Source organism: Streptomyces massasporeus, from assembly GCF_014648995.1.
GTDB classification, from domain to species: Bacteria; Actinomycetota; Actinomycetes; order Streptomycetales; family Streptomycetaceae; genus Streptomyces; species Streptomyces massasporeus.
Map to the genome: position 1 here is coordinate 339,856 of NZ_BMSE01000003.1, position 22,519 is coordinate 362,374.

The 22,519-nt window shown below is 71.8% G+C and carries 20 protein-coding genes, 1 tRNA gene and 1 pseudogene; 10 read left to right on the forward strand and 12 right to left on the reverse strand.

What is annotated here, in order from left to right; all coding sequences use genetic code 11:
- Positions 1-215: 215 nt before the first annotated feature.
- On the reverse strand, positions 216-1,271 hold the full coding sequence (locus tag IE153_RS10835; protein WP_189589510.1) for an LLM class F420-dependent oxidoreductase: 1,056 nt from the start codon (positions 1,269-1,271) through the stop codon (positions 216-218).
- 223 nt (positions 1,272-1,494) lie between these two features.
- Here IE153_RS10835 and IE153_RS10840 point away from each other — a divergent pair.
- The 3 genes and pseudogenes from IE153_RS10840 to IE153_RS10850 form a co-directional block, all read left to right on the forward strand.
- A pseudogene (locus IE153_RS10840) lies at positions 1,495-2,595 on the forward strand (pectate lyase family protein); the annotation flags it as partial.
- 123 nt (positions 2,596-2,718) lie between these two features.
- Positions 2,719-3,705, forward strand: coding sequence for an aldo/keto reductase (locus IE153_RS10845; RefSeq protein WP_189589512.1), 987 nt, complete (start codon positions 2,719-2,721; stop codon positions 3,703-3,705).
- The gene (locus IE153_RS10850; RefSeq protein WP_229828963.1) at positions 3,702-6,326 is read left to right on the forward strand and encodes a helix-hairpin-helix domain-containing protein; all 2,625 of its coding nucleotides are present in this window, start codon (positions 3,702-3,704) and stop codon (positions 6,324-6,326) included. Before IE153_RS10845 ends, IE153_RS10850 begins: the two co-directional genes overlap by 4 nt.
- Positions 6,327-6,389: 63 nt before the next feature.
- Here the strand turns inward: IE153_RS10850 and IE153_RS10855 are convergent, their stop codons facing one another.
- A complete protein-coding gene (locus IE153_RS10855; protein ID WP_189589513.1) occupies positions 6,390-7,112 on the reverse strand; it encodes a hypothetical protein in 723 nt (240 codons plus the stop codon).
- A 47-nt stretch (positions 7,113-7,159) separates the two neighbouring features.
- Between IE153_RS10855 and IE153_RS10860 the strand changes: the two genes are divergently transcribed.
- On the forward strand, positions 7,160-7,348 hold the full coding sequence (locus IE153_RS10860; RefSeq protein WP_030848528.1) for a DUF5703 family protein: 189 nt from the start codon (positions 7,160-7,162) through the stop codon (positions 7,346-7,348).
- 77 nt (positions 7,349-7,425) lie between these two features.
- Here IE153_RS10860 and IE153_RS42565 read toward each other — a convergent pair whose 3' ends face one another.
- The 3 genes from IE153_RS42565 to IE153_RS10875 all read right to left on the reverse strand — a co-directional run bounded on the left by IE153_RS42565 (position 7,426) and on the right by IE153_RS10875 (position 10,123).
- On the reverse strand, positions 7,426-8,283 hold the full coding sequence (locus tag IE153_RS42565) for a chaplin (RefSeq protein WP_189589514.1): 858 nt from the start codon (positions 8,281-8,283) through the stop codon (positions 7,426-7,428).
- Between the two features lie 131 nt (positions 8,284-8,414).
- A complete protein-coding gene (chpH, locus tag IE153_RS10870; RefSeq protein WP_030608446.1) occupies positions 8,415-8,648 on the reverse strand; it encodes a chaplin ChpH in 234 nt (77 codons plus the stop codon).
- A 149-nt stretch (positions 8,649-8,797) separates the two neighbouring features.
- Positions 8,798-10,123: a M20/M25/M40 family metallo-hydrolase gene (locus tag IE153_RS10875; protein ID WP_031108618.1), complete on the reverse strand. Its 1,326-nt coding sequence runs from the start codon at positions 10,121-10,123 to the stop codon at positions 8,798-8,800.
- A gap of 196 nt (positions 10,124-10,319) precedes the next feature.
- On the opposite strand from IE153_RS10875, the gene IE153_RS10880 reads away from it, so the two are divergent.
- Together IE153_RS10880 and IE153_RS10885 are read left to right on the forward strand one after the other, a co-directional pair.
- Positions 10,320-10,404 (forward strand) — tRNA-Leu (locus IE153_RS10880).
- Between the two features lie 63 nt (positions 10,405-10,467).
- Complete coding sequence (locus IE153_RS10885) at positions 10,468-10,842, forward strand: YchJ family protein (protein WP_189589515.1); 375 nt, start codon at positions 10,468-10,470, stop codon at positions 10,840-10,842.
- Between the two features lie 3 nt (positions 10,843-10,845).
- Here IE153_RS10885 and IE153_RS10890 read toward each other — a convergent pair whose 3' ends face one another.
- A complete protein-coding gene (locus tag IE153_RS10890) occupies positions 10,846-11,547 on the reverse strand; it encodes a FadR/GntR family transcriptional regulator (RefSeq protein WP_189589516.1) in 702 nt (233 codons plus the stop codon).
- Positions 11,548-11,685: 138 nt separating this feature from the next.
- On the opposite strand from IE153_RS10890, the gene IE153_RS10895 reads away from it, so the two are divergent.
- From IE153_RS10895 to IE153_RS10910, 4 genes are read left to right on the forward strand one after another with little or no spacing between them, the layout of a single operon-like run.
- The gene (locus tag IE153_RS10895; protein WP_189589517.1) at positions 11,686-12,204 is read left to right on the forward strand and encodes a gluconokinase; all 519 of its coding nucleotides are present in this window, start codon (positions 11,686-11,688) and stop codon (positions 12,202-12,204) included.
- A 49-nt stretch (positions 12,205-12,253) separates the two neighbouring features.
- Positions 12,254-13,651, forward strand: a complete 1,398-nt coding sequence (locus IE153_RS10900; protein ID WP_030848513.1) for a GntT/GntP/DsdX family permease — start codon at positions 12,254-12,256, stop codon at positions 13,649-13,651.
- Between the two features lie 13 nt (positions 13,652-13,664).
- Entirely contained in the window at positions 13,665-14,429 is a 765-nt protein-coding gene (locus IE153_RS10905) for an SDR family oxidoreductase (protein WP_189589518.1), read from the forward strand.
- Positions 14,430-14,449: 20 nt separating this feature from the next.
- Positions 14,450-15,475, forward strand: coding sequence for an L-idonate 5-dehydrogenase (locus IE153_RS10910; RefSeq protein WP_189589519.1), 1,026 nt, complete (start codon positions 14,450-14,452; stop codon positions 15,473-15,475).
- A 22-nt stretch (positions 15,476-15,497) separates the two neighbouring features.
- Here IE153_RS10910 and IE153_RS10915 read toward each other — a convergent pair whose 3' ends face one another.
- From IE153_RS10915 to IE153_RS10940, 6 genes are all read right to left on the reverse strand, one after another.
- Positions 15,498-17,501, reverse strand: a complete 2,004-nt coding sequence (locus IE153_RS10915) for a hypothetical protein (RefSeq protein WP_189589520.1) — start codon at positions 17,499-17,501, stop codon at positions 15,498-15,500.
- Entirely contained in the window at positions 17,491-17,937 is a 447-nt protein-coding gene (locus IE153_RS10920; RefSeq protein ID WP_189589521.1) for a hypothetical protein, read from the reverse strand. Before IE153_RS10920 ends, IE153_RS10915 begins: the two co-directional genes overlap by 11 nt.
- A gap of 363 nt (positions 17,938-18,300) precedes the next feature.
- On the reverse strand, positions 18,301-18,924 hold the full coding sequence (locus IE153_RS10925) for a cytochrome b/b6 domain-containing protein (protein ID WP_189589522.1): 624 nt from the start codon (positions 18,922-18,924) through the stop codon (positions 18,301-18,303).
- A complete protein-coding gene (locus tag IE153_RS10930) occupies positions 18,908-19,633 on the reverse strand; it encodes a molybdopterin-dependent oxidoreductase (RefSeq protein WP_189589630.1) in 726 nt (241 codons plus the stop codon). Before IE153_RS10930 ends, IE153_RS10925 begins: the two co-directional genes overlap by 17 nt.
- A gap of 111 nt (positions 19,634-19,744) precedes the next feature.
- Complete coding sequence (locus tag IE153_RS10935) at positions 19,745-21,280, reverse strand: APC family permease (protein WP_189589523.1); 1,536 nt, start codon at positions 21,278-21,280, stop codon at positions 19,745-19,747.
- Between the two features lie 33 nt (positions 21,281-21,313).
- Complete coding sequence (locus tag IE153_RS10940) at positions 21,314-22,264, reverse strand: hypothetical protein (protein WP_189589631.1); 951 nt, start codon at positions 22,262-22,264, stop codon at positions 21,314-21,316.
- Positions 22,265-22,519 lie beyond the last annotated feature (255 nt).

The following is a 22,519-nucleotide window of genomic DNA, read 5'->3' on the forward strand; positions in this document are numbered from 1 at the left end:
GTTCCGCGAACAACGAGTCAAGTGCGGGGCGGGGGGTGCTGCAACAGGTGTGAGGGACAACTCCGCCGAATGGAGGACGCGGGGGCAGGCGCGCCGGGCCGGGTGGGGGCCGCTGTGCCGTAACCGCAGGGGGCCCCACGCGTTGTTCTGCCTGACGGCCGTGGCGGGGAAGACCCCCGAGCCCCCACCACGGCCGCTGAAAACTCCCGGCCGGTTCAGGCGAGCCCGGCGCGCTCCAGGGCCTCGGTGCCGGCCCGCAGGGACGCGAGCCGCTCGTCGAGCGTGAAGCCCGCCGGCGCGAGGGACAGGGTGGTGACCCCGGCCGCGGCGTAGGCCTTCATCCGGTCCGCGATCCGGTCCACGGAACCGAGCAGGGTCGTCTTGTCGATCAGGTCGTGCGGTACGGCGGCCGCGGCGCCCTGCTTGTCGCCCGAGAGGTACTTGCTCTGGATCTCGGCGGCTTCCTGCTCGTAACCCATGCGCCGGGCGAGCTGGTTGTAGAAGTTCTGCTTGGGGCTGCCCATGCCGCCGACGTAGAGCGCGGTGTAGGGGCGGAAGGTGTCGGCCAGCGTGGACACGTCCTTGTCGTCGCCGACGGCGAGCGGCAGGGTCGGGCAGACGTCGAACCCGTCGAGGGTCTTGCCGGCCTTCTCGCGCCCGGCGCGCAGGTACTTGATCGTGGTGTCCTCGAGGTGCTCGGCGGACGGGAAGATCAGCAGGGCGCCGTCGGCGATCTCGCCGGTCTGCTCGAGGTTCTTCGGGCCGATCGCTGCGATGTACAGGGGGATGTGCTCGCGCTGGGGGTGCACGGTCAGCTTGATCGGCTTGCCGGGGCCGCCGGGCAGGGGCAGCGTCCAGTGCTGCCCCTCGTAGGACAGCCGCTCGCGGGTCATGGCCTTGCGGACGATCTCGACGTACTCGCGGGTGCGGGCGAGCGGCTTGTCGAACTTGACGCCGTACCAGCCCTCGGAGACCTGCGGGCCGGAGACGCCGAGGCCGAGGCGGAAGCGGCCGCCGGAGAGGGAGTCGAGGGTGGCGGCGGTCATGGCCGTCATCGCGGGCTGGCGGGCCGGAATCTGGAAGATGGCGGAGCCGACGTCGATGCGCTCGGTCTGGGCGGCGACCCAGCTCAGTACCGTGGCGGCGTCGGAGCCGTAGGCCTCGGCGGCCCAGCAGACGGCGTATCCGAGCCGGTCGGCCTCCTGGGCGACGGCCAGGTTGTCCGCGTCCATTCCGGCACCCCAGTAGCCGAGGTTGATACCGAGCTGCATGCCGCATCCCCTTACTGATCAGTAACGTGCCTTGTGCGGGCACCTTAGCGCGGAGGCCGGGGCGAGGTACACGGCCGCAGTCGGTCGGTCGTGCCGGTCAGTCGTTTAGATGAGTGAACAGGAATCATGGACGCGACCATTGACGCGTCCACGACGAGTCCATACCTTTCGCGAGAAAGCGCTTTCCCCCCTCCACCTTCCGCAGTCGAACGGAGAGGCACCGATGAAGCGAGCACTCCCCCTGCGACTCCCCACGGTCCTGGCCACGATGGCCCTCGCCGCCGCGACCGGCACCCTCGTGTCGATCCCCGAGGCGTCGGCGGCGACCGGCAGCGCCACCGGCTACGCGACCCAGAACGGCGGAACCACCGGCGGCGCCGGAGGCCAGACGGTCCGGGCGACGACGGGAACGGCGATCCACCAGGCCCTCTGCGGCCGGGCGAGCACCAGCACCCCGATCACCATCGAAGTCACCGGGACCATCAACCACGCCAACACCAAGAAGGTCTCCGGCGCCGGCTGCGACACCGCCGACGGCGTGATCGAGCTCAAGAAGGTCAGCAACGTGACCCTCGTCGGGGTCGGCAGCGGCGCCGTCTTCGATCAACTGGGCATCCACATCCGCGAATCCAAGAACATCATCGTCCAGAACGTGACCGTCCGGAACGTCAAGAAGTCGGGCTCCCCCACGTCCAACGGCGGGGACGCCATCGGCATCGAGCGCAACGTCCGCAACGTCTGGATCGATCACACCACCCTGGAGGCGTCGGGCGGCGAGTCGGAGGGCTACGACGGCCTGTTCGACCTCAAGGACAACACCCAGTACGTGACCCTGTCCTACAGCGTCCTGCGCAACTCCGGCCGCGGCGGCCTGGTCGGGAACAGCGAGAGCGACCGGTCGAACGGCTACATCACCTACCACCACAACCGGTACGAGAACATCGACTCCCGCGCCCCACTGCTGCGCGGCGGCATCGCGCACCTCTACAACAACCACTACGTGCGCCTCAACGAGTCCGGCATCAACTCCCGCGCGGGCGCCCGCGCCAAGGTGGACAACAACTACTTCGAGGACTCCAAGGACGTCCTCGGCACGTTCTACACCGACGAGGCCGGATACTGGCAGGTCGGCGGCAACATCTTCGACAACGTGACCTGGTCCGGTCCCGGCAGCGAGAACCATCCGGCCGGACCGGACCCCAAGTCGAACACCACCGTCGCCATCCCGTACGCGTTCGGGGCGGACGCCGCCGCCTGCGTGCCGGCCGTCGTGAGCCGAACCGCGGGCGCCGGAAAGGGCCTTCAGGTGTCGGACGGCAGGTGCTAGCCGAGCGCTCCCGGCACCACCGGATCGCGCGGGGTCACGGTCCCGCCCCCGCCCCGTCCTCGGAAATCCGTGGTCCGCAGCCACCCACACCGTAGGTTCTGGCCAGTAATCTCGGCGTTCATGGAGCAGAGGCATCTCGGCCGCACCGGCCTTCGTGTGTCCCGGATCGGGCTCGGCACCCTGACCTGGGGGCGGGGCACCGACGAGCATGACGCCGCGGACCTCATGAAGACGTTCTGGGAAGCGGGCGGGACCCTCGTCGACACCGCGGACGTGTACGGCGACGGTGAGGCCGAGTACCTCCTCGGCAGGCTCATGGACGGCCTGGTGCCGCGCCGTGACCTGGTCATCTCGACCAAGGCCGGCAGTGTGCCGGACCCGGACCGCCGCTTCGACGGCTCCCGCGGCCATCTGCTCTCCGCGCTGGACGCCTCGCTGGCACGGCTCGGCACCGACTACGTCGACCTGTGGCATGTGCACGCGTACGACCCGGACACCCCGCTGGAGGAGACCCTCCAGGCCCTCGACCTGGCGGTCTCCAGCGGGCGTGCCCGCTACGCCGCCGTCTCCAACTTCTGCGGCTGGCAGCTGGCCAGGGCCGCGACCTGGCAGCTGGCGGCTCCCGGCATCCGGACCCGGGTGGCCGGTACGCAGCTGGAGTACTCCCTGCTCCAGCGCGGTGTCGAGCGCGAGGTGCTGCCGGCCGCGCTGGACCTGGGCATAGGCCTGCTGCCGTCCTCGCCGCTCGGGCGCGGGGTGCTGACGGGCAAGTACCGGGGCGACACGATGCCGCCGGACTCACGCGGTGCGTCGGAGCATCTCGCGCCCTTCGTCGCGCCGTACCTCGACGACACGGCGAGCCGCATCGTGGACGCCGTGGCGACCGCGGCCGACGGGCTCGCGGTGACGCCGCTGCACGTCGCCCTGGCGTGGGTGCGCGACCGGCCCGGCGTGACCGCCCCGATCGTCGGCGCGCGCAACGCACTGCAGCTCACGGCGGCATTGTCAGTGGAGACCCTTAGTCTTCCTGACGAGATCTGCCGGGCGCTCGACGATGTGTCGGCGCCCGTGCACCGCTATCCCGATCACGACTGGAGCACGCTGTGAGCACGGAGCCCGAGACCACGGAGGACACCGAGCCGGGGACGCCGGGCACCGAGCAGGGCCCTGGGGCGGAGGATGCCGGGCAGGGCACCGAGACGGAGGGCGCCGGGGAGGCGGCTGGGGTGGAGGATGGCGGGCAGGGCACCGAGGCGGAAACCGCCGACGCGGGCGCCGGGGAGACGTCCGAGACCGAGGGCCCTGAAGCGGACGCCGGGCAGAAGTCCGAAGGCGAGGGCGGGCAGAAGTCCGAAGGCGAGGGCGCCGACGCCGAGGCCGGGCAGAAGTCCGAAGGCGAGGGCGCCGAAGCGGGCGTCGGGCAGGTGTCCGAAGGCGAGGCCGCCGAAGCGGACGCCGGGCAGGCGTCCGAAGCCGAGGGTGCCGACGCCGAGGCCGGGCAGAAGTCCGAAGGCGAGGGCGCCGAAGCGGACGCCGGGCAGGCGTCCGAAGGCGAGGCCGCCGAAGCGGACGCCGGGCAGGTGTCCGAAGCCGAGGGTGCCGACGCCGAGGCCGGGCAGAAGTCCGAAGGCGAGGTTGCCGAAGCGGGCGTCGGGCAGGTGTCCGAGGCCGAGGCCGAGCTGCGGGCCCAGCAGGCCGAGCGGGAGCGCATCGAGCAGCGCAAGGCCGAGAAGAAGGCGCCGATCGAGAGCGGCACCAAGCTGAGCGGCAAGGCCGCCGACCTGCTCGCGGCCGTACGGGCCGTCGAGAGCGGCGAGAAGCCGGTGGCCACGGTGTTCGAGGAGCCCCGGCCGGCCCCCCGGCGCTCCGCGCCCGAGCCGGAGCGGCGCCCGCAGCCGGTGGCGCCCCAGCCCGCCGCCGCGTCGGCGGCTCCCGCGCCGGAGGCGGTCCAGGCCGTACGGCGGGTGCTGGCCGAGGGCGGTGCTCCGGAGGTGCTCGCACCGCAGGTCGCCGCGGCACTCGGCGAGGGTGCGGACGAACAGTTGCGCGCCGACCCCTGGCAGTTGCTGCGGACCGCCGGCGTGCGGCCGGAGCAGGCCGACGGATTCGCGCGTTCCCTGCTCGGTGCCGAGTGCGGGCCGGACGACGAGCGGCGCGGCCGGGCCGTCACCGGCTGGCTCCTGGAGCAGGCTGCGCTGGCGGGGCACACGGCCCTGGAGATGCCGGCGCTCCTCGCCGCCCTGGCCCAGCGCGGTGTTCCCGAGCCCGAGAGCGCCGTGCAGGACGCGATCGCGGAGGGGGAGGCGCTGGTCTTCCAGGACGCCCTGGAGGAGGAAGCCGGTGCCCCGGCCGCGACGGCCGCGGAAGGGGACGAGGAGGACGTGGAGCGTCCGGTCCGCGTCCTGGTCGGCCTCGAGCGGTACGCGATGGCGGAGGAGAGCCTGGCCGACGGCCTGGCCCGGCTCGTGAACTCGGTGCCCAAGCAGGACGGTTCGGCCGAGGACTGGGAGCGGGCGGCCGCCGCGGCCCAGGGGTCGACGGCGGAGCTGATCCGCGCGGTGGCCGGCCAGGGCCTGGTGCTGCACACCGGCGGGGAGGCGTCCCTGGCCGAGCCCGCCGCACTGCTGAACGCCGCGAGGACCCTCGGACTGCGGGCCTGGGCTGCCGCGCACGGCCCGATCGGCCGCAGCCGTTTCGCGGCCCTGCTACGGCGGTCCGGCCAGGCGGCGGACGTCCCCGAGCGAGCCGACGGGCCCCCCGCCGGACCGGGCGACTCTCCCGTCGCCACCGTCTCCGGGCTGCTCGCCGGCGCCGAAGGGCCCGGCCGGGATGCGGACGGGGCCCTCGATCTCGATCTGCTCGTCGTGCTCGACGCACCGCAGCTGGATGTCGAGACGGCGGCTCTGCTGACCGAGTCGCTGCCGGACGGGGCGCGGCTGGTGCTGGCCGGGGATCCGGCGGTGCTGTGGTCCGTGGGGCCGGGGCGGGTGTTCGCGGATCTGCTCGCGGCGCGGATCTGCCCCCAGGTGGCCTCGCGGCGGCCGGATCCGGGGCCGCTGGGCGAGCTGGTCTCCGGTATCGGCATCGGCGAGCTGAACCAGGTCGACGCCCCCGGCAAGGAGGTCGTGATCGTGCCGGTGCGGGACGCGGGCGAGGCCGTGCACCGGACGGTGCAGCTCGTCGCGGACTCGGTGCCCCGGGCGATCGGTGTACCGGCCGAGGAAACCCAGGTGATCACGCCCGGGCACGGCGGCGCCGTCGGAACGCGTGCGCTCAACGCGGCCCTGAAGGAACGGCTCAATCCGGGCCCGGGCCGCTTCGGCGGCTTCGACCCCGGTGACCGGATCGTCCACTCCCCCGCCCCGGGGCGTGCGCTGCCGGGCCGGGTGGTGACGGCGGACGCCGAGGGACTGCACCTGTCGTGCGAGGGCGAGACCGTCGTCGTACCGAAGGAGCGGGTGGAGCAGTCGGTGCGGCACGGATGGGCGCTGACCGCACACCAGGCCGTGGGGAGCCGGTGGCCCGCGGTGGTCGTGGTGCTGCCCGGCGATGCGGCGCAGGCACTCAGCAGGCCGTGGGTGTACACGGCGTTCGGGCGGGCCGACCGGCATCTGTCCGTGGTGCACGGGGTGGAACAGGCACTGCCCCGGGCCGTGGCCGAGGTCCCGGCGAAGCCGCGCACGACCAGGCTTCCGGTGCTGCTCGCGCCGCAGATCAGCGGCACGTGACGGGGGTGGTGGTCAGGGGCCCGGGCCCCTGACCACCACCCCCGTGGTCGCCGTCGTGCGTACTCAGCGGCGGTCCGCGTCCAGCGGTTCCAGGTCCTCGTCCTCGTCCAGGTCGCTGTCGAGCTCGTCCTCGAGATCGTCGCCGTCCGCGTCGTCCTCTTCGTCCTCGTCGTCGACATCGTCGATCTCGTCGTCGAAGACGGCGCTGACGTCGAAGCGGCAGACCACCTGCTGCGGATCGACCTGCTCGAACGGCGCCTCCAGCCACTCGCCGGGCTCGGCCGGTTCCTCCGCCGCCGTCACCCAGAGCGTGGAGTCGCCCTCCTCCAGACCGAACTCCTTGTGCCGGGACGCGATCTCGTCGGGCTCGAACTCGCCGAACAGCAGCCCCAGCGCGCCGTGCACGGTCCCGGAGGCCGGGGATCCGTCATCGCCCTCCGCCGCCTCGATCCGCTCGGCGTGCGCCAGCAGGCGCTGCGGCTCGGCGACGGCGTAGTCACGACGGATCAGCACACTCAGCGCGTTCGGTTCCTCGGGGCCCGTGTACGGGGGCAGCGCGTCCTCCGCACCGGGGATCTCGAAGGGCGTGACCTCGTCGTAGCGGTCGTAGAGCAGTTCGTCGTACACCTCTGCGGCCGCGGCCAGCTGGTTGAACGCCTCGAACACGGCCGGGTCGTCCTCCCCCGACCTGCGTTCGACCGCGGCCAGGTGGCGGTCGAGCGCGGTCTTGACCGCCTCGGCGGCGGCGCGTACCTCGGCAGCGGTGGGCTGCGCAGCATCAGACATAGTGCAGACGCTATCCGTACCGGGCCCCAGCCCGCACAATAGATGCGATGCCGGAATACGAATTTGTCGACGTGTACGTCCCCCGCGGGGTCTCCCGCAAGGAGACGGCACGTCTGCTGACGGACCACGCGGAGTACGGACACTGGGAGTTGCACCGTCTGACCCTGCTGCGCGACGGCAGCCGCAAGGTGCGGTTGCGCCGGCGGATCATCCGCCAGGTGCGGGCCACGTGGTGAGCGGGGACGGGGCACTGGGAGAACGCACATGACGGAGCGGGCCCCGCTGCAGCGGGGCCCGCTCCGTGTGCGGGGGGTCAGGCTGAGGCGCGGGCCTTGCGGTAGAGGATCGCGCCCGCGAGCAGCGCGCCCGCGCCGGCCGGCAGGGCGAGACCGAGCGGCAGATCGCTGCCGGTGCTGGCGAGCTGGGCGTCGCCGTCGGGCTGCGTGACGAACTGGCCGCCCGGCTTGTTGCCGTGCGAGGAGCCGCCCGGGGTCTCGCTGCCCGTGGAGGGCGGGGTGCCCGGGGTGCCGGGGTGACCGGGCTCACCGGGGTTGCCCGGGTGACCAGGGTTGCCCGGGTGACCAGGGTTGCCTGGGTGACCCGGGTTGCCGGGCGTGCCGGGATCGCCCGGGTTACCGGGGTTCCCCGGGTTTCCGGGGGTGCCAGGGTTTCCCGGCTTGCCCGGGGTCTCGTGGCCGCCGCCCGGCGGGGTGCCGTGGTGGCCGCCGCCGTTGGAGCAGTCGTTGCCCGTGCTGGGGTTGCCGACGCCGATGACGTCGACGCTGTTGCCGCAGACGTTCACCGGCACGTGGACCGGCGCCTGGACGTGGTTGCCCGAGCCGACGCCGGGCGAGTCGGTGGCGTGCCCACCGGCGTGGGAGCCGCCGTGACCACCATGGCCGCCATGTCCCCCCGCCGACGATCCACCGCCCTTGTTGGCACACGAGTTGCCCACCGACGGGTTGAGCACGCCGACGACGTTGACCGTGTTCCCGCACACGTTGACCGGCGCGTACACCGGCGCCTGCACCGAGTTTCCGGACAGTACGCCGGGCGAGCCCGACGCCGAACCCTGGGCGCCCGAGTCGGCGTGAGCGGAGCCGCCCGCGGCGGCGATCACGCCGGTCGCGGCCGCCACGGTCATCAGACCCTTGCGGGTAGCCTGTCGCATTTGCTGAATACCTGCCTTCGACCCTGTCTCGAATTCTTCTCGAATTCCTTGAAAGAAGCGTTCGGTCCCGGAGCGCATGGCACGCACTCCGGGACCGATGGCTTGGAACTCCCCTCAGCGAGGGGAAGGCATCACTTGTTGATGCAGGTGTTGCCGAAGGCGGGGTTCAGCAGCCCGATCACGGAGACCGTGTTGCCGCAGACGTTCACCGGGACGTGAACGGGCACCTGGACAACGTTGCCGGACAGGACGCCCGGGGAGTGCACGGCGGCACCCTGAGCACCCGAGTCGGCGACGGCCAGGCCCGCGCCCGCGAGAACCAGCCCACCGGTGGCAGCCGCAGCAGCGACGACCTTCTTGATCATTATTCCTCCTAGTTGGCAAAGCGACCCATCTTGCGATCGCATTACCTGTAACGAGGAGGGAGTAATGAGGCTACGAGCTTATGGTCGCATTCACTCTTCCCAGTCGATTCCGCACACGCGACCGAATACCGGCGTTTCGCAGGGGTGGCTCAGGACAGGTCGATGAAGCGGTCGAGCACCCGCACGCCGAACTGCAGGCCCTCCACCGGCACTCGCTCGTCCACACCGTGGAACATGCCGGCGAAGTCCAGCTCCGGCGGCAGCTTCAGCGGCACGAAGCCGAAGCCCCGGATGCCCAGGTCGTCGAAGGACTTGGCGTCCGTGCCGCCGGAGAGCATGTAGGGGATCGCCTTGGCGGTCGGGTCCTCGGCCAGCAGCGCGGACTGCATCGCCCCCACGAGCGCCCCGTCGAAGGTGGTCTCCACGGCCTTGTCGGCGTGGACGTCCTCGCGGCGCACGTTCGGGCCGAGGATCCGGTCGAGGTCGGCCAGGAACTCCTCCTCGTGGCCGGGCAGGAACCGTCCGTCGACGTGGGCGGTCGCCTCGCCCGGGATGACGTTGACCTTGTAACCGGCGCCGAGCTGCGTCGGGTTGGCCGTGTTGCTCAGGGTCGCGCCGATGAATTTGGCGATGCCGCCGAGCCTGACGAGGGTCGACTCCATGTCCTCCGGGTCGAGCTCGGTGCCGAGCGCGTCGCCGAGCTCGTCGAGGAAGGCGCGGGTGGTCTTGGTGACCCGCACCGGGAACTTGTGCCGCCCGAGCCGCGCGACGGCCTCCGACAGCTCGGTGATCGCATTGTCCCGGTGGATCATCGATCCGTGCCCGGCGGTGCCGGCCACGGTGAGCTTCATCCAGTGCATGCCCTTCTCGGCCGTCTGGATCATGTAGAGCCGCCGCTGCTCGCTGACGGTGAAAGAGAACCCGCCCACCTCGCTGATCGCCTCGGTGACGCCCTCGAACAGCTCGGGGTGCTTGCGCACGAGGTGCTTGGCGCCGTACGTGCCACCGGCCTCCTCGTCGGCGAGGAACGCGAGGACGATGTCGCGCGGGGGCTTGCGCCCGCTGCGCAACCGGTCGCGGACGACCGCCAGGGTCATCGCGTCCATGTCCTTCATGTCGACGGCCCCTCGGCCCCACACACAGCCGTCGGCGACCTCGCCGGAGAAGGGGTGGTGCGTCCAGTCGTCCGCGTTGGCCGGTACGACGTCGGTGTGGCCGTGGATGAGGAGCGCGGGCCGGGAGGGGTCCTCGCCCTCGATCCGGGCCACCGTGGAGGCCCGGCCCGGGTGGGACTCGAAGATCTGCGGTTCGAGCCCGACCTCGGCGAGCTTCTCGGCGACGTACTCCGCCGCCTTGCGCTCGCCCGGACCCGAGTGGTCGCCGTAGTTGCTGGTGTCGATCTGGATCAGCTCGCGGCAGAGGTCCACGACCTCGTCCTCGCCGGTGACGCTCCTGGCCGTGTCCGTCTCGCTCACGTGCTTCCTCCCGGTGTCACTGCTGGTGGGTCCCCCTCATCCTCTCTCTCCCGGGCCCGCACCCCAAGAGCGCTCCCGGCCCGTCACACGCCGTTCACGCCTCGCCGGGGTGCGGACGGGGGGTGATCGGCCACCCCGGAAAGCCTGGTAATGTTTACGTCGTCGCCGCGGGGAGAACCCGCGCGACAGACACCTTGTCCGGGTGGCGGAATGGCAGACGCGCTAGCTTGAGGTGCTAGTGCCCTTTATCGGGCGTGGGGGTTCAAGTCCCCCCTCGGACACATGAAGCCTGAGGGCCGTGACCGCGAGGTCACGGCCCTCAGGCGTTTCCCGGAGAGGTGACCATGACGAGCCGTTCCTGCCCGTGCGGGCTCCCCCAGGCCTACGAGGCGTGCTGCGGCCGGTTCCACTCCGGGGCCGCCGCCGCGCCGACCGCCGAGACGTTGATGCGGTCGCGGTACTGCGCGTTCGTGCAGGGGGACGTCGCGTATCTGCTGCGGACGTGGCATCCGCGGACGCGGCCGGGGCGGCTGGAGCTGGATCCGGGAATGCGGTGGACCGGGCTGGAGGTCCTGGGGGCGAGCGAGGGGTCCGCTTTCCACACCACCGGCACCGTGGAGTTCCGGGCGTCGTACCGGGGCGGGTCCCTGCACGAGCTGAGCCGGTTCGAGCGGGTCGACGGGGCCTGGGTGTATGTCGACGGAGAGTGCCCGGCGTAGCCGCTACGGCGCCAGGATGTCGAGTTCCTGGAGGGCGCCGACCGTGATCTCCCTGGTCAGCTCCTCCGCCCGGGCGGCGTCACCCTCGCGGATGGCCTCGGCGACCTGGACATGCAGGGTGACGGCGGCCGGGTCGGGGTCCTCGAACATCACGTCGTGCTGGGTGCGGCCCGTCAGGACCTCGGCGACGACGTCGCCGAGGCGGGCGAACATCTCGTTGCCGGAGGAGACGAGGACGACGCGGTGGAAGGCGACGTCGTGGTGGAGGTACCCCTCCAGTTTGTGACCGCGTGAGTGGGCGACCATGCCGAGGGCGCACTCGGTGAGCTCGGCGCACTGCTCGGCGGTGGCGTGCCGGGCGGCGAGGCCGGCCGCGACCGGTTCGATCGCCGAGCGCAGCACCGTGAGGGACCGCAGCTGCCCGGGGCGGTCGGCTCCGGCCAGGCGCCAGCGGATGACCTGCGGGTCGTAGACGTTCCACTCGGACTTCGGGCGGACCGTCACGCCGACGCGGCGGCGGGACTCGACCAGGTACATGGACTCCAGGACACGGACCGCCTCGCGCATCACGGAGCGCGACACGTCGAAACGCTGGGCGAGCTCGTCGGTGCGCAGAACGCTGCCCGGCGGGTACTCACCCGCCGTGATCTCGGGGCCGAGGGTGTCCAGTACCCGGCCGTGCAGCCCCCGGCCCGTTGCGCTCATGCACTCAGCGTACGGGGTAGATCACGGAGACAAAAAGTCAGACTTATTCATCACGGCCTCTTGAATTCGTCGTACCTAATGGGTTTCAGTGGCGTCGACATCACGTGTCGACCTCGGACAGCAGACAGTGAGGCAGCGATGAACACCCCCCATGTCGTCGTGGTCATGGGCGTAGCGGGCACCGGCAAGACCACCATCGGTCCCCTGCTCGCGGCCCGGCTCGGCGTTCCGTACGCCGAGGGCGACGACTTCCACCCGCAGGCCAACATCGCCAAGATGTCGGCCGGGACCCCGCTCACCGACGAGGACCGCCTGCCCTGGCTCGACGCCATCGGCGCGTGGGCGCACGGGCGGGCCGGGCTCGGCGGGGTCGTCAGCTGCTCGGCACTGAAGCGGTCGTACCGCGACCGGCTGCGGGCCGCCGCGCCGGGTGTGGTCTTCGTGCATCTCACGGGTGACCGCGCGCTGATCGAGGACCGGATGTCGCACCGGCAGGGGCACTTCATGCCCACGGCGCTGCTCGACTCCCAGTTCGCCACGCTCCAGCCCCTCGCGGCGGACGAGGCGGGAGTCGAGGTGGACGTCGCGGGCGGCCCGGAGGAGATCACCGAGCGGGCGGTGCACGCCCTGCATGACCTCCCCGAGCCCGTCCAGTAGCCCCTGGCGGTTTCCCCCTCCCCTTCTCCCCAACGCAAGGGAACCCACCGTGACCAGACTCAGCGTCGAGATGCTGGCAGCGGACGCACCCGAGCCGATCACCTCGGCCGGCCACGCTCAGCTGGGCATCGCCGTCCTGGCGGGCATCGCCGTCATCGTCCTGCTCATCACGAAGTTCAAGCTGCACGCCTTCCTGTCGCTGACCATCGGGTCACTGGCGCTCGGCGCGATCGCCGGGGCGCCCCTGGACAAGGTGCTGCTCAGCTTCAGCGCCGGCCTCGGCTCCACGGTCGCCGGCGTCGGTGTGCTGATCGCCCTCGGGGCGATCCTCGGCAAGATGCTCGCCGACTCCGGCGGGGCCGACCAGATCGTCGACACCATCCTCGCCAAGGCCGGCGGGCGGTCGATGCCGTGGGCGATGGTGCTGATCGCCTCCGTGATCGGGCTGCCGCTGTTCTTCGAGGTCGGCATCGTGCTGCTGATCCCCGTCGTGCTGATGGTCGCCAAGCGCGGCAACTACTCGCTGATGCGCATCGGCATCCCGGCGCTCGCGGGCCTGTCCGTGATGCACGGCCTGGTGCCGCCGCACCCCGGTCCGCTGGTCGCGATCGACGCCGTCGGGGCCGACCTCGGTGTGACGCTGGCGCTCGGCGTTCTCGTCGCCATCCCCACGGTGATCATCGCCGGGCCGGTGTTCTCCAAGTACGCGGCTCGCTGGGTCGACGTCCCGGCCCCCGAGAAGATGATCCCGCAGCGCGCCTCCGAGGACCTCGAGAAGCGTCCCGGCTTCGGCGCCACGCTCTTCACCGTGCTGCTCCCGGTGATCCTCATGCTCGCCAAGGCCCTGGTCGACATCGTCGTGGACGATCCCGAGAACCCGGTGCAGCGTGTCTTCGACGTCATCGGCGCCCCGATGATCGCTCTGCTCGCCTCGGTGCTGGTCGGCATCTTCACGCTGCTGCGGCCCGCCGGGTTCTCCAAGGAGCGGATCTCGCCGCTCGTCGAGAAGAGCCTCATGCCGATCGCGGGCATCCTGCTGATCGTCGGCGCGGGCGGCGGCTTCAAGCAGACACTCATCGACACGGGCGTGGGGCAGATGGTCCTGGACATCTCCGAGGACTGGGCCATCCCCGCGCTGCTGCTGGCCTGGCTGATCGCGGTGGTGATCCGGCTCGCGACCGGTTCGGCGACGGTGGCCACGGTCTCGGCGGCCGGTCTGGTCGCCCCGCTCGCGGCGGACATGTCCACCACGCACGCCGCTCTGCTCGTCCTGGCCATCGGCGCCGGCTCGCTGTTCTTCAGCCACGTCAACGACGCCGGGTTCTGGATGGTGAAGGAGTACTTCGGGCTGAGCGTCGGTCAGAACATCAAGACCTGGTCCGTCATGGAGACGATCATCTCGGTGGTCGCCGGCGGTCTGGTCCTGCTGTTGTCCCTCGTGATCTAGGAGTGCCTCGGCGATGACGGCTCATCCCCTCTTCGACATCGGCGGCCGTACGGCCCTGGTCACCGGCTCCAGCCGGGGCATCGGACTCGCACTCGCGCGCGGTCTGGCGGAGGCCGGCTGCACGGTCGTGCTGAACGGACGTGACAAGGACCGGCTCGCCGAGGCCGCCGCCGAGCTGCCCGGCGACCGGGTGCACACGGCCGCGTTCGACGTGACCGACGGATCATCGGTGGCCTCGGGGGTCGCCGAGGTCGAGGAGCGGGTGGGCCCGCTCGACATCCTCGTCAACAACGCGGGCATGCAACTGCGCGCCCCGCTGCTGGAGTTCGGGGAGTCCGACTGGCATCGGATCCTGGACACCAACCTGACCAGTGCCTTCCTGGTCGGCCGGGAGGCGGCGCGCCGGATGACGGAACGCGGCCACGGGAAGATCATCAACATCTGCTCCCTGCAGAGCGAGGTGGTGCGGCCCGGGATCGCGCCGTACGCCGCCACCAAGGGCGCTCTGAAGATGCTCACCAAGGGCATGTGCGCGGACTGGGGGCCGTACGGGGTGCAGGTCAACGGCCTGGGCCCGGGCTACATCGAGACGGAGCTGACCCGGCCGCTGGTGGAGGACGAGGAGTTCAGCGCCTGGGTGCGGCGCCGTACTCCGGCCGGGCGCTGGGGCCGTACCCAGGACCTGGTGGGCGGGGTGCTGTTCCTCGCCTCCCCCGCGGCGGACTTCGTCAGCGGGCAGGTGCTGTATGTCGACGGCGGTATGACGAGCGTGCTGTGACCTGCCGGGAGGCGGCTGTGATGCTGGGGTGTGTGATCCACGGTCCGGGCGATCTGCGGGTGGCGGAGCTGCCGGAGCCGCGGCCCGGACCGGGTCAGGCGCTGGTCGCCGTGCGGTACGGCGGGGTGTGCGGGTCCGATCTGCACTACTGGCGGCACGGCGGGGTCGGCGACTTCCGGCTGCGGGAGCCGATGGTGCTCGGGCACGAGGTGGTCGGGACGACCCTCTCCTATGGTGACGGCGCGTCAGGCCCCCCTCTCGGCACGGCCGTCGCGGTGCACCCGGCGACTCCCTGCGGGATGTGCCCGGAGTGCGCCGACGGTCGGCGGAACGTGTGCCGGGACACGCGCTACCTCGGCAGCGCGGCCCGCTTCCCGCACGTCCAGGGCGGTTTCGCCGCCCAGGTCGTCGTACCCGCCGAGCAGGTGCGGCCCCTGCCGGCCGGGCTCGACCTGCGGCGGGCGGCACTCGCCGAACCGCTGTCGGTGGCGCTGCACGCGTTGCGGCGGGCCGGGGACGTCCGGGGCCGGCATGTTCTAGTCACCGGCGCCGGCCCCATCGGCTGTCTGGTGGTCGCGGCGGCCAAGGCCGCGGGTGCCGCTCGGGTGACCGTGACGGACCTGCTCCCGGCCGCCCTGGCTTACGCCTCGGCCGCAGGCGCCGACACCCTCGTACGGGCCGACGACCCCACGGATCGGGGATGGCCCGCGGAGGTCGACGCGGCCGTCGAGGCCTCCGGCGTCGCCGCTGGCCTCGACACCTGCCTCCGCCTGGTGCGGCGCGGCGGGGTCCTCGTCCAGCTCGGCATGCTGCCGCCCGGACCGAGCCCCTTCGCCGGGAACCTGGTGGTGAGCCGGGAGATCGAACTGCGGGGCGCGTTCCGCTTCGACGGCGAGTTCGACGAGGCGCTGACCCTGCTCACGGCCGAGCCCCTCTTCGACGAACTGATCAGCGCGGTGGTCCCGGCCCGAGACGCGGAGTCCGCGTTCACACTGGCGGCGGACCGCAGCCGGTCCTGCAAGGTGCTGCTGGACTTCGGGAGCTGACCGCCGGTCACCGGGCCGCCGGTCACGGCTCCTGTTCGGCCTCCGCCTGTTCCTGGGCGGCCTCCTTGTTCAGCTCGTAGACGTCGGCCCAGGCGGCCAGGCGTCGGTCGCTGCGGTCGAGGATGCGGCGCAGCTCGGTGATCTGACCGGTGTCCCAGCCTTCGCGCTGGACGAGGCTGTGGCCGCCCTCGTCGACGGGCACGGCCTCCATGGCCGTGACGGCCCTGGTCAGCTCCTCGACCTTGACGCGGACGTCCGCCCAGCGCCGACTGGCCGCCTGGTAACCGGTGCTCTGGGCCACGTCCGTGGTGGGCTCACCGTTGTAGGTGTGGCGGACGAGCGTGTCGGTGAGCTTGCGCGGCTCACCCCAGCTCGTGAGAACCGGGGCGCCCTTCTCGTCGACCTCGTAGAGGGGTTCGTGGCAGCGCCCCGCGCGGACGACCTCGTACGCCTGGTACACGCCGCGGCTCCGCGAGAGCATGGCGCGCAGCACGGTCGCCGGGCTGCGGTCGTCCTCGTGCCCCGGCCCGCCGAACACCTCGCGTTGCAACGCCATGGGGTCGGCGACGGCCATGTAGTAGCAGGACTTGACCGCCAACTCGGTCTGCGCGGGTCCCAGTTCGCCACTGTCACCGAGGCCGGACTCCACCTCCTCCAGTGCCTCGTCCCGCAGCCGCTCCAGCGACGGGCCGTCCTCGGGGGCGCCTTCCAGCCTCAGGTCCGCCTTCAGGTGCTGCTCGATCTCCTTGAGCCGGTAGGCCCGCTGGAGCACGGCACGGCGTGGGCGGACCAGTTGCTGAAGGTCGTTCATCTCGGTTCGGTAGGGGCGGATGGTGAGCTCGACGGCGATGTCCACCCGGTCCTCCCGGGTGGGCTTCTGCTTGGCGGTGAGGGACCGGATGCCGTCGTTGACCCGGCGTTTGGCGCTGCCGCCGAGCACGGAGCGCACGATTTCCGCAGCGCGCACGTCCCGGTACGGACTGAAGCCCTCCTCGACGGCCTCGTCATGGCTGATCACCCCGGCGAACCACTGCTTCTCCAGCTCGGTGATGCGGGCCGGGCGAGTGCGGGTGGGCTGGGCCAGGGCGTCGAGCACTGCGTCGGCCTTCGCCTCGTTCTCCACGGCGGAGCCGTAGGGCTTGGGCGGGCGGATGTGAGTCAGGCCGATGAAGTTCCGTACGGCGGTGTGGAAGGGAAGGTTGCTGCGTTCGTTGGGCCGGAACCCGATCACCACCCGGGTGGGCACGGTCAGGACGCGCACCTTCTGCTGTTCCGAATCGCTGAGGTGCTCCCAGCCCTGCTGCTGGACCAGCCGGATCCAACGGTTGACCTCCCTACGGAACAGCCGCCGGTCACTGCTCCACTCGTACGCGACCTTCGACGGCGCGTAGCCGAGGAGGTCATGCACCGCGCTGATCCGGCTGGAGCCGTCGGCCGCGATCAGCAAGGGGGCGGAGCGGTGGCCGTCGCGGTGCCGGACCGTCATGGGCACGACGGTGAGCGGTTGCAGCACGCCGTCGACGGCCACGTCCTCCCCAAGAGGGTTCTCTCTGGCCAGCCGGCCCTGGGCGTCCTCCAGTCGCTGGGCGAGGGTGTGCGGGCTCTCGACCAGGATCTCCAGCTCGGCGAGACCCTCTCGGCTCGACGTGGGCTCGGGCAGCACGCGCAGGCTCGCGGCCGCTCCTCCCAAGGCGTAGCTGCGGCGGCCGTACTCCCTGGGGTTGGCCGGATGCGGGACCACGGCGGCCGACCACAGCCGGGTCTCGGCGATCAGCAACGTACCGCCCTGCACCCGCAGTTCGGCCGGCTCGGACAGCTTGCGCCGGAGTTCGTCGGGGCGCACGGCCGCCTGGGAGAGGGCGCGGACGGCTCCCTGGGTGAATCCCTTCGCGGAGAGCGCGTCCGCCAGGTTGTCGACCGCGGCGACCCGGGGCAGCGGCCACTGAGCGGGCTGCCAGCCGACTTCGACGTCGGCTCCGGAACCGTTGATCGCGGGGATCTCGGCCATGGTGTGCTCACCAGCCATGGGACGCCTCCGCGATCCGGTCCGCCAGCAGCAGGGCGTCGTGCGCGCGATGCCGCGCGCGGTCCACGGCGACGGTGCCGTCGAGTTCCAGGGTGCGCGAAACCTGGGCGGCGTGGTCGCTGAGCGCGGCGCGGACCTGGTACCAGGCCTCCCGATTCTGGGTGACGCTCGTCAGCCCGGTCCCGCCGAGCAGGGGCCGCTGCCCCACGACGTCGCTCCAGTGCAGGGCCAGGCGCCCCAGGGTGACGCCGCCCAGTGGGGCATCGGACTGTTCGGCGGGCGCGGTGACCGCCGAGCACTCGGCCGCGGCCTGTTGGAGGACGCCTGTGATCAGGCGGATCTCGCCGTCGGCGAGCGTGATGGGCACGTCGTCGGGTGAGGGCGTGGGCATGGAACGGCACTCCAGGAAGCCGGGGCCGATGCCGGGCATCGACATGTCTGCGTCGGTCCGTCGGGCGTGGACGCCCGACCGAGCGAGAGCGCGCACATGCAGGCCGCCGACCTCCACCCGTGTCGGCCCTCGGACTGTCGCTCCGGGGGCGTCTGGTGCCGTTCGAGCCGCACGCCATCCGTCTGGGGACAGGCAGGACGGGGTCGTCGTGCCTTCCGTACGGCAAGCGGGACGGTTGCTCGGCGATCAACTGCCGTACGCCGAGGAGCCGTTCCGCACAACGCGGGGACTTCGAGCAAGTCGCTCAGGAGGCCGAATGTATCCACACAGTCACCCTGCGTGCAACAAACTTGCTCTCGTCCCAGAAGCCACTCCGGTCTGGTCGGTCCCGCTCCTGACCGCTGCGGATCACGGCCGCCACAGCGGATGTTCGCGTTCCGCCCACTCCCGGCTCACCGAACCGGTGCGCATGCCCCTCCTGGATTCCGGGTCCGCCAGGGCCATGCCGATGTGGCCGGCCAGGACGATGCCGATGGTCAGGGCCAGCCAGTCGTGGACGAAGGTGGCGCTGGTGCGCCAGAGCAGGGGGGTGAGGTGGGTGAACCACATCATCAGGCCCGTGGCGAGCATGACCAGGGTGGCGCCGGCGATCCAGGCCGCGTAGAGCTTCTGGCCGGCGTTGAACTTGGCCGCGGGGCGGGACGGCCGGCGTTTGTCGCGGTGCAGGGCGGCGCGCAGCCAGGTGCGGTCGTGCGGGCCGAAGCGGTTGAGGCGGCCGAGGTCGGCGCGGAAGGCCCGGGAGGCGAGGGCGGCCAGGACGGGGACGGGCAGGGCGAGGCCGGCCCACTGGTGCAGGGTGACGACCAGGGCGCGGCGGCCGACGAGTTCGGCGAGCTGGGGGATGTAGAGGCAGGCCGCGGTGACGACGCAGATGCCCATCAGGACGGCCGTGGTGCGGTGGGTCCAGCGCTGCAGCGTGGTGAAGCGGCGCACGTCGGCCGTGACCGGCGGTGTGTCAGCTCGTAGGGTCATCGTCGCGTCCGTTCGAGCGGCCCACCCAGGCGTCGACGTCGTAGCCGCGCTCCTCCCAGTAGCCCGGCCGGACCTCGTCGGTGACGGTGATGCCGGAGAGCCACTTGGCGGACTTGTAGAAGTACATGGGCGCCACGTAGAGGCGGACCGGGCCGCCGTGGGAGTGGCCGAGGTCCTTGTCCTGCATGCGCAGGGCGACCAGGACGTCCGCGCGGCGGGCCTGGCCGAGGGTGAGGCTCTCGGTGTACGTGCCGTCGAAGCAGGTGAAGCGGATGGCTTTGGCCGTGGGGCGGACTCGGGCGGCGTCCAGGATCCGGGACAGTCGTACGCCCTCGAAGGGGGTGTCGGGGACGCGCCAGCCCGTGACGCACTGGACGTCGCGGACCATGCGGGTCTGGGGCAGGGCCTTGAGGTCGTCGAGGGTGTAGGTCGTGGGGCGGTCGACCAGGCCGTCCACGGTGAGGCGGTAGCTGCCGGCGTTCTTGCGCGGGACGGAGGAGGCGACCGAGTAATAGCGGAAGCCGCCGCCGTTGGGGAGCAGGCCGGTCAGGCCGGTGGGGTCCTTGTCGGCCGCTCCGCCGAGGAAGGCCTCCAGGCCGCGTTGCAGCGGGGGTGCTGCGACCACGCCCGCGGCACCCAGGGCGAGGGTGCCGAGGAAGACGCGGCGGCCGATCGGGGTGCTTCGCTCTTCGGGGTGCTCGTCGTTCACACCCTTGGGTACGTCCTGGTTCACGTTCTCATTCGAACACCCGCGGTCCCGGTACGACAGGGATCGCGGGTGCTCGTCAGACTTCCGTCACCACTTCTCACGCGGGCCGCGTCAGGAGGAGGCCGCCTTGTCGAGCTGGAACGCCTCGTTGCCGAGGCCGATCCGGGCGTGCTTCTCGGGGGCGCGGGCGCGCAGCACCAGGCCGAGGACCACACCGGCGAGGGCCGCGATGCCGATGGTGCCGGGCAGCACCCAGCTCAGTGAGGAGCCGGGGCCGGCGCCGACCAGCACCTCGAAGTCCTTCACCGTGTAGCCGGCGATCACCAGCAGGGCGATGCCCGCCAGTGCGGACGTGACCAGCCGCCAGGCCTGGGCGCCGGCGGCGCCGCGGCGGACGAAGAAGACGACGACGGACAGGGACGCCGCCGCCATCAGCACGATCACGCCGAGGGCGCCGATGTTGCCGAACCAGGTGAACAGGTGCAGGACGGGCGCGGTCGGGTCGCCGGCCGGCTTGTCGTCGGCGACGGCGAAGGCCGCCACGACCACCACGGCCACGACGGTCTGGAGCAGCGAGCCGGTGCCCGGGGCGCCGCTGCTGCCGCTGGTGCGGCCGAAGGCGGCCGGCAGCAGCCCCTCGCGGCCCATGGCGAAGGCGTAGCGGGCGACGACGTTGTGGAAGCTGAGCAGCGCGGCGAACATGCCGGTGACGAACAGGACGTGCAGGACGTCGGTGAAGGTGCCGCCCAGCCGGGACTCGGTGAGGAAGAACAGCAGCCCGGCGCTCTGCTTCTGGGACGTGCCGACGATGGCGGAGGGGCCGGTGGCGACGGTGAGGGCCCACGAGCTCAGCGCGAAGAAGACGGCGACCCCGCCGACGGCGAAGAACATCACCCGCGGCACCAGCACGTGCGGGCGGCTGGTCTCCTCGGCGTAGACGGGGGCCTGCTCGAAGCCGAGGAAGGCGGCGATGCAGAAGCACAGCGCGGTGCCGACGCCCGCGCCGGTGAGCGTGTCGGGGTTGAAGGCGTGCAGCGACAGGCCCTCCTTGCCGGGGTCGGCGAGGGCGGCGATGTCGAAGATCACGACGAGGAGCACCTCGATGACCAGCAGCACGCCGAGCACGCGGGCGTTGACGTCGATCTTCAGCCAGCCGAGCAGCCCGACGGCGAGCGCGGCCACGAGCGCCGGTATCCACCAGGCGATCTCCAGGTCGGCGTAGGTGGCGAAGAGCCCGGAGACCTCGAAGCCGAAGATGCCGTAGATGCCGACCTGGAGCGCGTTGTAGGCGACCAGGGCGACCAGGGCGGCGGCCGCGCCGGCGGTGCCGCCGAGGCCGCGGGAGATGTACGCGTAGAAGGCGCCCGCGTTGTGGACGTGGCGGCTCATCTCGGCGTATCCGACGCTGAACAGGATCAGGACGACGCCGAGGAGGACGAAGAGCAGCGGCTGGCCGACGATGCCCATCACCGCGAATGTGGTGGGCATGACACCTGCGACGACCATGAGCGGGGCGGTCGCGGCGAGGACGGAGAGCAGCAGGCCCCCGGTGCCGAGCCGGTCGGCGCGCAGGGCGCGCTCCTGCCCCTTGAACGTACTGATGCCGCCGGAGGCGGATGGGCTCGTTCTCGAACGGTCCGTGGTCATCGGGGGAGCGTCCTCACTCTTCGGGTCGGGGGGTCAGGTCGTGCCGAGCGCGCCGGCGCGGGCGGCGGCGAAAGCGGTGTGCGGGTCGCGGTCCGGGTACGCCCAGGGCGCCGGGGTGGCGTGGCGGCCGATCCGGTGGAACAGGGCGGCGGCCTCGGCGCCCCGCCCCTCGCAGAACTTGGCGTGGGCGAGGAAGTTCAGGTCGATCAGCCGCCGCGGGTGCCCCTCCAGCTCCCACTCCAGCCACCAGTCGAAGGCGGCCTTCATGACCTGCCGGGCACGGCGGCCCGTCCAGTGGCCGGAGGCGGCCGGGTCGGCGGGTGTGTGCCCGGCGGCGGCCAGCACGCGGTACCGCTCGGTGTGCGCGATGACCGGCAGGATCGCGAGGGGGGAGTCGGCGGGGGCCTCTTCGGCGGCCCAGTTGGCGAAGTCGTAGACCTCGTGCAGCGGGTCCGGACCGGCCTCGGTGCGGCGGGCGGCGAGCCGGCCGACCATCAGATGGTGGGCGTGGTGGTGGTCGGCATAGCGGGCGCGGACCGCCTCGAAGCCGCGGACCACGTCCTGGTCGGCGCCGACCGCGCAGTCCAGCATGAGCAGGCCGAGCCAGGGGGTGGGGTCGGCGGGGGCGCGGGTCGCGGCGGTCCGGCAGGCCTCGCGGGCCCGGGCCGGCTTCGCCTTGCCGTGCAGGGCGCGCCGGACCTGGGCGAGGGCGAGCAGCACGGAGGCGTCGGCGGACTCGGGTTCCGCGAGCAGCCACTCCCGGGCCCACGCGGCGCAGTAGGACTCGCGGGCGAGGACGGTGACGCGGTGGCCGCGCCGGTCCCAGTCGTCCCCGGTGTGGACCAGGAGGGAACGGGCGTTCTGCCAGCGGCCCTGCGCCAGTGCGGCACGGGCGGCCACGAGCTCGGCGTCGTCGAGGGCCTCGTCGAAGGCCTGCGCCGCACGTCTGCGGCCACGGCCGAGGGGAGGCGGGGGTGGGGACACCGCGAACTTCCTCACGCGCTCTTCTTGTGTTCCGGCTCACGGCGACAGGGGGAGCGCGGATGTGCGCACTGCCATGAACTGATCACGCACAGCCAACCCCCAGCCAATGGTCGTCGTCAAGGGCCGCCAGGGCGTTACACGCGTCAACTGGTGCTACTTGTGAGGGAATTGTGATCCAAGGGACACGAGAGACGGGCGTGACGGGCATCCGATTTTTCCGTTTCGCCCTTTGTGACGTACGTCATAGCGCGGGCT

Excerpts from the sequence above, each read along its gene's own strand:
- IE153_RS10835 (WP_189589510.1), bottom strand. The coding sequence starts at position 1,271 with ATGCAGCTCGGTATCAACCTCGGCTACTGGGGTGCCGGAATGGACGCG.
- IE153_RS10845 (WP_189589512.1), top strand. The coding sequence starts at position 2,719 with ATGGAGCAGAGGCATCTCGGCCGCACCGGCCTTCGTGTGTCCCGGATC.
- IE153_RS10855 (WP_189589513.1), bottom strand. The coding sequence starts at position 7,112 with ATGTCTGATGCTGCGCAGCCCACCGCTGCCGAGGTACGCGCCGCCGCC.
- IE153_RS10860 (WP_030848528.1), top strand. The coding sequence starts at position 7,160 with ATGCCGGAATACGAATTTGTCGACGTGTACGTCCCCCGCGGGGTCTCC.
- IE153_RS42565 (WP_189589514.1), bottom strand. The coding sequence starts at position 8,283 with ATGCGACAGGCTACCCGCAAGGGTCTGATGACCGTGGCGGCCGCGACC.
- chpH (WP_030608446.1), bottom strand. The coding sequence starts at position 8,648 with ATGATCAAGAAGGTCGTCGCTGCTGCGGCTGCCACCGGTGGGCTGGTT.
- IE153_RS10885 (WP_189589515.1), top strand. The coding sequence starts at position 10,468 with ATGACGAGCCGTTCCTGCCCGTGCGGGCTCCCCCAGGCCTACGAGGCG.
- IE153_RS10890 (WP_189589516.1), bottom strand. The coding sequence starts at position 11,547 with ATGAGCGCAACGGGCCGGGGGCTGCACGGCCGGGTACTGGACACCCTC.
- IE153_RS10895 (WP_189589517.1), top strand. The coding sequence starts at position 11,686 with ATGAACACCCCCCATGTCGTCGTGGTCATGGGCGTAGCGGGCACCGGC.
- IE153_RS10905 (WP_189589518.1), top strand. The coding sequence starts at position 13,665 with ATGACGGCTCATCCCCTCTTCGACATCGGCGGCCGTACGGCCCTGGTC.
- IE153_RS10910 (WP_189589519.1), top strand. The coding sequence starts at position 14,450 with ATGCTGGGGTGTGTGATCCACGGTCCGGGCGATCTGCGGGTGGCGGAG.
- IE153_RS10915 (WP_189589520.1), bottom strand. The coding sequence starts at position 17,501 with ATGGCTGGTGAGCACACCATGGCCGAGATCCCCGCGATCAACGGTTCC.
- IE153_RS10920 (WP_189589521.1), bottom strand. The coding sequence starts at position 17,937 with ATGTCGATGCCCGGCATCGGCCCCGGCTTCCTGGAGTGCCGTTCCATG.
- IE153_RS10925 (WP_189589522.1), bottom strand. The coding sequence starts at position 18,924 with ATGACCCTACGAGCTGACACACCGCCGGTCACGGCCGACGTGCGCCGC.
- IE153_RS10935 (WP_189589523.1), bottom strand. The coding sequence starts at position 21,280 with ATGACCACGGACCGTTCGAGAACGAGCCCATCCGCCTCCGGCGGCATC.